Genomic DNA, 9680 nt, shown 5'->3' with positions numbered 1-9680 from the left:
TGCGGCTGGTGCGCATCAACGAGTACAAGCGCCGCCAGTCGCCGGTGGGGATCCGGGTGACACACCGCGGTTTTGGCCGCGACTGGCGCTATCCCATCACCAGCAAATACCGGGCTTGAGAGGTACCCTACGCGTTCGACGCGGGCGATAGCCAAAGGCACGTGGCCGAGGCGAATCCCACGATGAGGGGATGCGCGTGATAAAGTTTCTCGTTCGCAGACCCTTGGCCTCAGGAGCAGACCCATGAAACAGATCACAGCCGTTATCAAACCATTCAAGCTGGAAGAGGTTCGCGAGGCCTTGGCCGAGCAGGGCGTGACGGGCCTGACGGTGACCGAGGTGAAGGGCTTTGGACGCCAGAAAGGCCACACCGAGCTGTACCGCGGCGCCGAGTACGTGGTGGATTTTTTGCCCAAGGTCAAACTCGAGGTGGTGGTCAAGTCCGACGACGTGGAGCGCTGTGTCGACGCCATCATCCGCGCCGCCCATACCGGCAAAATCGGGGACGGCAAGATATTTGTGACTGCGGTCGAACGTGTGGTGCGCATCCGCACCGGTGAAGAGAACGAAACCGCCGTCTGAAGTCTGCACCCAGCCCGCTTGTGGCGGGCTTTTTTGCGATCAGAGCGCGTCCAGGCGCGTCTCTGGCGCCAGGCCCGCAGCCTGCACCAGATCGGGCAGCAGGCGCTGTACTTCGGCTTCCACACGGATCAGGTCCAGCTGCGCGTCGCCCATGAATTGTTGCGCCACGCTGGCTTGCAGAAATGCCATCAGGCCGTCGTAGTAGCCGTTCACGTTGAGCAGCCCCACGGGTTTGTCGTGGTAGCCGAGTTGGCGCCAGGTCCAGACCTCAAAAAATTCCTCGAACGTGCCAATGCCACCCGGCAGGGTGACAAACGCGTCGGCGTGTTCGGCCATCAGGCGCTTGCGTTCGTGCATGGTGTCCACCACCAGCAGCTCGGTGCAGTTGTGGTTGGCCCATTCCCGTTCCACCAAGGCCCTGGGAATGATGCCCAGCACCCGACCGCCGGCATCGAGCGTGGCTTGCGCGACCACACCCATCAGGCCGTTGCGACCGCCGCCATACACCAGCTGGCCACCGTGGCCGCCAATCCACTGACCGACCGCTTGTGCCGCTGCGGCGAAGGCGGGATCGGCGCCGGGTCGGGAGCCGCAATACACACAAAGAGAAAAATGGGGTTTTTTCATGGGCATGGGCGTAACTGTCGCTCTCTCAATCAATGCAGCCGGTTCCAGAGCGCTGCGATCCAGACCCCGCCCCACACCAGCAGGCTGAGCAGCACGGCAGCGCTGCCCATGTCTTTGGCGCGTTTGGAGAGGTCGTGCCACTCGGGGCCGATGCGGTCGATCGCGGTCTCAATGCCGGTGTTCAGCAGCTCCACCACCATCACCAGGATCACGCTGGCGGTGAGCAAGGCCACTTCCACCCAGGTACGACCGAGCCAGAACGCGGCCGGGATCAGCACCAGAGAGGCCAGGGCTTCCTGTCGGAACGCTGTTTCGCCCCAGCCGGCGCGCAGGCCGGCGATCGAGTAGCCAAAGGCGTGCAGCATGCGGCTGATGCCGGTGCGCTGCTTCTGGGCATCGGTCGCTTCTCGGGGGGCGCTGGGCATGGTTTCGTGCTGACGTGGGGTGTTCATGGGGAATCAAACGCGCCAGAACGGGCGTTTGCCGGATTTTTTGATCGGCTCGGCGGGCTTGAAATGCACAAGCCGTGTGCCTGCGATGACGTCGTGCGGAAACTGCCGCTGGGGGTGCAGGCGTGACAGGTTGGCCCACAGGATCAACCAGCCCACCGTCAACCAGGCCAGGTCGGCTGCGGCCAGCTGGAGCACCCAGGCCAGCGCCAGTGGCGGCAGCCACCATAGCCAGGCCAGCACGTAGCGCAACAAGGCGCGCGGCTGCGACAAGGCCTGGCCTTGCAGGTCGACCACCCGGATATGCCAGGTTTTCATGGCCAGGGTTTGTCCGCGCGCCCAGAACCAGGTGAAGTAAATGCCGAACACCACGAACAGAAAGGCTTGCTGCGCGTGGCGGTTGTCCAGCGCGTTCCGGGTCTGGGTCAGGGTGGAGAACAGGTAGCCCGCGACAAAGACCACGCCGAACATCAACATGCCTTCGTACAGCCAGCAGGCCATGCGGCGCGACAGCGAAGGCGCCAACAACGGGCTGGGAACGGGGAGAACGGGGTCGAGGGCAGCGTCGGTCATGGCATCACAAAGAGTCAGCGGGAGATTGTCGCATTGCGTCCGTGACGCTGCGTTCCGTGCCTATTTCCAACATATTTCGGATGCGTGGGCCGGGTTCCCCAACAAAGCTGTGTTGCAGTGCGATAATGTTCGACTGCAATTCAATCAAGGCAAACGGGTCAGGGTCCGGCGGGGTATATGTCCGCTCATGTCCACTGGCCTCAAGTCTCGACACCGCTCCACAAGAGTGGGTGAAGAGGCACCCAAGGTTTTTCGTTAGAGAAATTCTCGAAAGGTTCATCATGGAAATCAACAAAGCCGAACTGGCTTCCGCTGCGGCCGCCTCCGGCTCCGCCCCTCAAGAGCTCCGCGGTGCGGAAATCCTCGTCAAGTCGCTTCAGGCCGAAGGCGTGAAGTACATCTGGGGCTATCCCGGCGGCGCGGTACTGCACATTTACGACGCTTTCTACAAGCAAGACACGATTCAGCACGTGCTGGTGCGCCACGAGCAGGCCGCCGTGCACGCCGCTGACGGTTATGCCCGTGCGACCGGCGATGTGGGCGTGGCCCTGGTCACTTCCGGCCCTGGCGTCACCAACGCGATCACCGGTATTGCCACCGCCTACATGGACAGCATCCCCATGGTGATCGTCACCGGCCAGGTGCCCACGGCGGCCATCGGCTTGGATGCGTTCCAGGAGTGCGATACGGTGGGTATCACGCGCCCCATCGTCAAGCACAACTTCCTGGTCAAGGATGTGCGCGACATGGCCATGGTGATGAAGAAGGCGTTTCACATCGCCCGCACCGGCCGCCCCGGCCCTGTGGTGGTGGACATTCCCAAGGACGTGTCGTTCAACAAGACCGCATACACCGGACACCCCGCGTCCGTGGAAATGCGCTCTTACAACCCGGTGCGCAAAGGGCACGGCGGGCAGATCCGCAAGGCGCTGCAACTGCTGCTGGGTGCCAAGCGTCCCTATATCTATACCGGTGGCGGCGTGCTGCTCAGCAATGCCACCGACGAGCTGCGCACCTTGGTGAACATGCTCGGCTACCCGGTCACCAACACGCTGATGGGCCTGGGTGCCTACCCCGCGTCCGACAGGAAGTTTCTCGGCATGCTGGGCATGCACGGCACCGTCGAAGCCAACAACGCGATGCAGAACTGCGACGTGTTGCTGGCCGTGGGTGCGCGCTTTGACGACCGCGTGATTGGCAACCCCAAGCATTTTGCGCAGAACGAACGCAAGATCATCCACATCGACATCGACCCGTCGAGCATCTCCAAGCGCGTCAAAGTGGACGTGCCCATCGTTGGTGACGTGAAAGACGTGTTGACCGAACTGATCGGCATGCTGCGTGAAAGCACCACCAAGCCCGACGCCGGTGCGCTGTCCAGTTGGTGGGAGACCATCGAAGCCTGGCGCTCGCGCGACTGCCTGAAGTACGACCACAGCAACAAGGACGTGATCAAGCCGCAGTACGTGGTCGAAACGCTGTGGAACATGACCAAGGACGTTGAGACCTACATCACGTCCGACGTGGGCCAGCACCAGATGTGGGCCGCGCAGTACTACCGTTTCGACGAGCCACGCCGCTGGATCAATTCCGGCGGTCTGGGCACCATGGGCGTGGGCATCCCCTACGCCATGGGCATCAAGCTGGCCAAACCCGATAGCGAAGTGTTCTGCGTCACCGGCGAAGGTTCGGTGCAGATGTGCATCCAGGAACTCTCCACCTGCTTGCAATACAACACGCCGATCAAGATCTGCGCCTTGAACAACCGCTACCTGGGCATGGTGCGGCAGTGGCAGGAGATCGACTACGAAGGTCGCTACAGCCACAGCTACATGGACGCCTTGCCCAATTTCGTGAAGCTGGCCGAGGCCTACGGCCACGTCGGCATGCTGATCGAGCGCCCGGCGGACGTGGAGCCGGCCTTGCGCGAAGCGCGCAAGCTCAAGGACCGCACCGTGTTCATGGACTTCCGCACCGATCCGACCGAGAACGTGTTCCCCATGGTTCAGGCCGGCAAGGGCATCACCGAGATGCTCCTGGGTTCCGAGGATCTTTGAACCCTTCACACCATCCCGCGCTGCGGCGCGGATTTTTGTAGACGAATCTATTTGCAGCCAAGCCTGCGCATTACCGTGCGCAGGGGAGGGCTCAGAAAAGAGGAATCCTGATCATGAAACACATCATTGCTGTCCTGCTGGAAAACGAAGCGGGAGCACTCTCCCGCGTGGTGGGGCTGTTCTCGGCCCGGGGTTACAACATCGAGTCGCTCACCGTGGCGCCGACCGAAGACCCCAGCCTCTCGCGCATGACCATCCAGACCACTGGGTCGGACGACGTCATCGAACAAATCACCAAACACCTCAACCGTCTGATCGAAGTGGTCAAGGTGGTGGACCTCACCGAAGGCCCTTACACCGAGCGCGAACTGATGATGGTGAAGGTGCGTGCAGTAGGCAAAGAGCGCGAGGAAATGAAGCGCATGGCCGACATTTTTCGGGGCCGCGTGATCGACGTGACCGAGAAGAGCTACACCATCGAGCTGACCGGCGACCAGGGCAAGATCGACGCCTTTTTGCAGGCCATCGATCGCAGCGCCATCCTGGAAACCGTGCGCACCGGCGCCTCGGGCATCGGGCGGGGCGAGCGGGTGCTGCGCGTTTAAACTAGCGCGCCTGCCGTTGGCGACCCGCCAGATTTTTCTAAATATTCCATTTTTCACTGATTTCAACTGGAGCAACCGCATGAAAGTTTTCTACGATAAAGACTGTGACCTGTCCCTGATCAAAGGCAAAACCGTGGCCATCATCGGTTACGGCAGCCAGGGCCACGCCCACGCCCAAAACCTGAGCGACAGCGGCGTCAAAGTCGTGGTCGGCCTGCGCAAGGGTGGCGCATCCTGGGACAAAGTCGGCAAAGCCGGCCTGACCGTGATGGAAGTGGATGACGCTGTGAAGGCCGCCGATGTGGTCATGATTCTGTTGCCCGACGAGAACATCGCTTCGGTCTACAACGACAACGTGGCACCCCACATCAAGCAAGGCGCTTCGCTGGCTTTCGCCCACGGTTTCAACGTGCATTACAACCAAGTCGTGCCGCGTGCCGACCTGGACGTGTGGATGGTCGCGCCCAAGGCGCCCGGCCACACCGTGCGCAACACCTACACCCAGGGCGGCGGCGTGCCCCACCTGGTGGCGGTGCACCAGGACAAGAGCGGCAAGGCCCGCGACCTGGCACTGAGCTACGCCATGGCCAACGGTGGCGGCAAGGCCGGCATCATCGAGACCAACTTCAAAGAAGAAACCGAAACCGACTTGTTCGGCGAACAAGCCGTCTTGTGCGGTGGCGCGGTTGAACTGCTGAAGATGGGCTTCGAGACGCTGGTGGAAGCCGGCTACGCCCCTGAAATGGCTTACTTCGAGTGCCTGCACGAGTTGAAGCTGATCGTGGATCTGATCTACGAAGGCGGCATCGCCAACATGAACTACTCGATCTCGAACAACGCCGAATTCGGCGAATACGTGACCGGTCCGGAAGTCATCAACGAAGAGTCGCGCAAAGCCATGCGCAACGCCTTGAAGCGCATCCAGAACGGCGATTACGCCAAGATGTTCATCCAGGAAGGGCGCCTGAACTACCCGAGCATGACCGCTCGCCGCCGCAACACCGCCGATCACCAGATCGAAGTGGTGGGTGCCCAGCTGCGCGCCATGATGCCCTGGATCGCCAAAAACAAGCTGGTGGACCAGACCCGCAACTGAGTACCTGTCTGAGGCGCGCTTCCGCGCCGCAGACTTGTCCCCGCAAAGGCCACATCTGTGGCCTTTGTCTTTTCTGGCTGGATTGGCGTTGTGCTGGCTTACACTGCTTGCAACACCAGAGGCCAGCCAGACAGAGCAGGCCCATTTGAGGTATTCATGCACGACGGAACCGAACCCCGCAACGAACACGACGCCGAGCGTCCCAAACGCAACAAGGGCATCTACATGGTGCCCAACATGATCACGCTGGCGGCCTTGTTCGGCGGCTTTTATGCCATCGTGATGGCGATGAACGGGCGTTTCGACTTGTCCACCATCGCCATTTTCCTGGCGATGGTGCTCGACAGCCTCGACGGTCGTGTGGCGCGCATGACCAACACGCAGAGTGCCTTCGGCGAACAAATGGACTCGCTCTCCGACATGGTGTCGTTCGGTGCTGCGCCAGCCTTGGTGGCGTACATCTGGACGCTCAGCTCACTGGGGCGATGGGGCTGGATCGCGGCCTTCGTTTACTGCGCCTGCGCGGCCTTGCGTCTGGCACGTTTCAACGTCAATACGGCGGTGGTGGACAAACGTTACTTTCAAGGGCTTCCGTCGCCTGCGGCCGCGGCGCTGGTGGCCGGGTTCATCTGGCTGATGACGGATCTGGAATACCCGCCGAGCGACGCGAGGTGGGGCATGTTCGCCATCACCTTGTTCGCGGGCTTGACCATGGTCACGAACGTGCCCTTTTACAGCTTCAAGGATTTGAGCCTCAAGCGCAGCGTGCCCTTTGCGGCCATTGTGCTGGTGGCTCTGGGCATTGCGGTGATCAACATCCACCCACCCACGGTGTTGTTTGCCCTGTTCGTGGTGTATGGGCTTTCGGGCTATGCGGTGTACGGTTGGCGCAAGGCCAAGGGCCACCAGACCAGCGTCATCAGCACGTCCACCGACGAGCCAGACGAACGCGGCCTGCACGATTAGGGGCGACCAGAGCGGCCCGTGCGCTCACATCCACAGCGCGCGCCACAGCAGGCGCGGAGCGTCCCAGGCCCTCAGTTTCGGGCGCTGTTGCCAGCTGCGGTGCCGCATCTGGGCGATCTTCTCCAGCACCCGCAAGCCACCCTGTACCACCAGGCGCAACTCCCAGCCTGCGCGGCCCGGAACGCGGTGCACCAGCGGCGCACCTGCCAGCATGAGCGCCCGGGCCTGACCGCACAGTTCGGCGACGGCGCCGCTGAGCCGGTCTTTCTGCTCGGTGCTCAGAGTGGCTCCAGGCTCCAACGCCGCGACAAAGTTCTGCACTTGCAAGCCATGTTGCTGCAAGGTGGCGGTGGGCAGGTAGTACCGCTGGCGCGGCAGGTCCACACTGATGTCTTGCCAGAAATTGATGAGTTGCAGCGCCGAGCAGATCTGGTCGCTTTCTGCCAGCGCTGTGTCGTCACCCACGCCATACAGGTGCAGCAGCAGGCGCCCCACCGGGTTGGCCGATAGATGGCAGTAAGACAGCAGTTCTTCAGCGTCGGCGTAGTGGTGACCGTGGGCGGTGTGGCGCACATCTTGCTCAAACGCATCCAGCAGCCGATGCAGCAGCACGGCGGGTAGCTGGTGTTGCCGCACGGCGATTTGCAGTGGCGCAAATACATGTGGCCAAGCTTCGACCCTGGACCCGTTCGCGGGCTGGGCGGCTCCGTCTTTCGCATTGGCGTTGGCCAGGCAGGCGTCGAGCGCGCTCCGGTAGGCACCGAGGGTGCTCAAGCGTTCCTCCGGGCCACTGTCGCCCTCGTCGGCCAGATCGTCGGCGGTGCGGGCAAAGTGGTAGAGCGCCGCCACCGCCGGGCGTAAATGGGCTGGGCACAGCAGTGAAGCCACTGGAAAATTTTCGTAATGCCCGATACCGATCGGTGCCGCACCGGTCACCGGGGTGGTGTGGCTGAGAGAGGGTGTGTCCATGTAGAGCGGGGCGGGAGTCTGGTGTTTCTTGCCCCAAGGGCGGGGGTCTAGGGCTGCGGTTTTTTCAGCTGCTGGTGTTCGGCGCCGGTTTTGCCTTTGCGGTGGATCAAATGGATGCCATTGAACTACAATTCAAATTACTAACCGGTCAGTCATTAAAAGTGGGTCAGGCCCAAGCCGGTGAATTCGCCAGGGTGGGTTTCGTCAAGTCCATGCTCTGAGCGTTCCATGCGCCATTTCAACACCGTCTGTACGCACCGTCATGAAAACACAGCCCATTGTCCTCGTTCTGAGCGCAGCGCTCGGTCTGGCCGCCTGTTCAAAAGCCGAAGCCCCGCCGGAGCCGGTGCGTTCGGTCAAGCTCCTGACGGTGAGCGCCGAAACGCTGGGCAGCCACCAGGAGTACGCGGGCGAGGTGCGGGCGCGTTCGGAGTCCCGGCTGGGTTTTCGGGTCGGTGGCAAGTTGGTGCAACGGGCCGCCGAAGTGGGGCAGCGGGTGCAGCGCGGTCAAGTGCTGGCCCAGTTGGACGCGCAGGACTACGCGCTGTCCAGCCAGGCCGCGCAGGCGCAGGTCAGCGCGGCCCAAACCCAGAGCGCATTGGCGGCGGCCGATTTGCGCCGCTTCACCGATTTGAAGAACCAGGGCTTCGTGAGTGGCGCCGAAATCGAACGGCGACAGGCCACTTTGTGGGCCGCACAAGCCGGTCTGCGCCAGGCGCAGGCGCAGGCGGCGGTGCAGGGTCACCAGGCGGGCTACACCCAACTGCAAGCCGATGGCGCCGGTGTGGTGCTGGCGGTGGAGGCCGAGGTGGGCCAAGTGGTGGCCGCAGGCGCGCCGGTGCTGCGCATCGCCCGGGACGGCGCACGCGACGTGGTGTTCTCTGTGCCGGAAGACCGTATGGCGCAACTGCGCGTGGGGCAGGTGGCGCAGGTTCGCCTCTGGGCCACAAGCCAAGCATCGACAGATGCCAACGCGGGCTTGCTGCAAGGGCAGGTGCGTGAAGTGGCGGCGGGCGCCGATCCGCAAACCCGTACCTACCAGGTCAAACTGGCGCTGCCAGCGGATGCGGCAGTGGCTCTCGGCGCTACCGCCTATGTGCGCTTGGCCCCGGCAGCGGATCAGGCGCCCCGCGCCATCAGCGTGCCCACCAGTGCGCTCATGCGCGCGGCTGGCGAGGGCGATCAAGGCGGTTCTGCGGTTTGGGTGTTCGATGCTGCCAGCAGCACGGTCCAGTTGCGGCCGGTGGTTGTAGCGGGTGCCGACGGCAACAACATGGTGATCGCAGAGGGCCTGAAGCCGGGCGATGAGGTGGTGGCAGCGGGTGGCCATGTGTTGTCACCGGGGCAAAAGGTGGTCCGGTTCGTTGGCGCCTCCACTCACTAAGGACCGGTATGCATCCGAACAACCATCCGTCGGCGGCGGAAAAATCCAGCTGGGTGTCGCGTTTCAACCTCTCGCAGTGGGCGCTGGATCACCAGGCGCTCACGCGCTACCTGATGATCGTGTTGATGCTGCTGGGCGTGGCGGCCTACTTTCAGCTCGGGCAGGACGAAGACCCACCGTTCACTTTCCGGGCCATGGTGGTGCGCGCCTACTGGCCAGGCGCCACGGCCCAGCAAATGGCCGAACAAGTGGCCGATCGGGTGGAAAAAACCCTGCAGGAAGTGCCCTACGCCGACAAGATCCGCAGCTATTCCAAGCCGGGTGAGTCGCTGATCATTTTCCAGGTCGCCGATTCTTCGCCACCGGGTGACG

The 9680-nt window shown here is 62.6% G+C and carries 12 protein-coding genes; 8 read left to right on the top strand and 4 right to left on the bottom strand.

Annotated features, from left to right (window positions below; all coding sequences use genetic code 11):
- The coding region (locus tag ABYB95_RS10995; RefSeq protein ID WP_372658556.1) for an NAD+ synthetase at positions 1-119 on the top strand (119 nt) is incomplete at its 5' end.
- A 124-nt stretch (positions 120-243) separates the two neighbouring features.
- Positions 244-582, top strand: coding sequence for a P-II family nitrogen regulator (locus ABYB95_RS10990; protein ID WP_372658555.1), 339 nt, complete (start codon positions 244-246; stop codon positions 580-582).
- 39 nt (positions 583-621) lie between these two features.
- On the opposite strand, the gene ABYB95_RS10985 is transcribed toward ABYB95_RS10990, so the two are convergent.
- From ABYB95_RS10985 to ABYB95_RS10975, 3 genes are read right to left on the bottom strand one after another with little or no spacing between them, the layout of a single operon-like run.
- Positions 622-1209 carry a TIGR00730 family Rossman fold protein gene (locus ABYB95_RS10985; RefSeq protein WP_372658554.1) on the bottom strand — a complete coding sequence of 196 codons (588 nt, stop codon included), beginning with the start codon at positions 1207-1209 and terminating at the stop codon, positions 622-624.
- Positions 1210-1238: 29 nt separating this feature from the next.
- Positions 1239-1661: a diacylglycerol kinase gene (locus tag ABYB95_RS10980; protein ID WP_372658553.1), complete on the bottom strand. Its 423-nt coding sequence runs from the start codon at positions 1659-1661 to the stop codon at positions 1239-1241.
- Positions 1662-1667: 6 nt separating this feature from the next.
- Positions 1668-2231: an RDD family protein gene (locus ABYB95_RS10975; RefSeq protein WP_372658552.1), complete on the bottom strand. Its 564-nt coding sequence runs from the start codon at positions 2229-2231 to the stop codon at positions 1668-1670.
- 281 nt (positions 2232-2512) lie between these two features.
- On the opposite strand from ABYB95_RS10975, the gene ABYB95_RS10970 reads away from it, so the two are divergent.
- From ABYB95_RS10970 to pssA, 4 genes are all read left to right on the top strand, one after another.
- On the top strand, positions 2513-4288 hold the full coding sequence (locus ABYB95_RS10970; protein WP_372658551.1) for an acetolactate synthase 3 catalytic subunit: 1776 nt from the start codon (positions 2513-2515) through the stop codon (positions 4286-4288).
- Positions 4289-4401: 113 nt separating this feature from the next.
- Positions 4402-4893: an acetolactate synthase small subunit gene (gene ilvN, locus ABYB95_RS10965; RefSeq protein WP_372658550.1), complete on the top strand. Its 492-nt coding sequence runs from the start codon at positions 4402-4404 to the stop codon at positions 4891-4893.
- Positions 4894-4972: 79 nt separating this feature from the next.
- A complete protein-coding gene (gene ilvC / locus ABYB95_RS10960; protein ID WP_372658549.1) occupies positions 4973-5989 on the top strand; it encodes a ketol-acid reductoisomerase in 1017 nt (338 codons plus the stop codon).
- 156 nt (positions 5990-6145) lie between these two features.
- Complete coding sequence (gene pssA, locus ABYB95_RS10955; protein ID WP_372658548.1) at positions 6146-6955, top strand: CDP-diacylglycerol--serine O-phosphatidyltransferase; 810 nt, start codon at positions 6146-6148, stop codon at positions 6953-6955.
- Positions 6956-6979: 24 nt separating this feature from the next.
- On the opposite strand, the gene hpnC is transcribed toward pssA, so the two are convergent.
- Positions 6980-7924: a squalene synthase HpnC gene (gene hpnC / locus ABYB95_RS10950; protein ID WP_372658547.1), complete on the bottom strand. Its 945-nt coding sequence runs from the start codon at positions 7922-7924 to the stop codon at positions 6980-6982.
- A gap of 262 nt (positions 7925-8186) precedes the next feature.
- Between hpnC and ABYB95_RS10945 the strand changes: the two genes are divergently transcribed.
- Positions 8187-9308 carry an efflux RND transporter periplasmic adaptor subunit gene (locus tag ABYB95_RS10945; RefSeq protein ID WP_372658546.1) on the top strand — a complete coding sequence of 374 codons (1122 nt, stop codon included), beginning with the start codon at positions 8187-8189 and terminating at the stop codon, positions 9306-9308.
- 8 nt (positions 9309-9316) lie between these two features.
- Positions 9317-9680, top strand: a 364-nt coding sequence (locus ABYB95_RS10940; RefSeq protein WP_372658544.1) for an efflux RND transporter permease subunit, incomplete at its 3' end; no start/stop codon positions are given.

It is taken from the genome of Hydrogenophaga sp. (assembly GCF_041633695.1).
Classification (GTDB): Bacteria; Pseudomonadota; Gammaproteobacteria; order Burkholderiales; family Burkholderiaceae_C; genus Hydrogenophaga.
The sequence above is the reverse complement of the archived record's forward strand: the minus strand, read 5'-3'. Positions and strand labels throughout refer to the sequence as shown.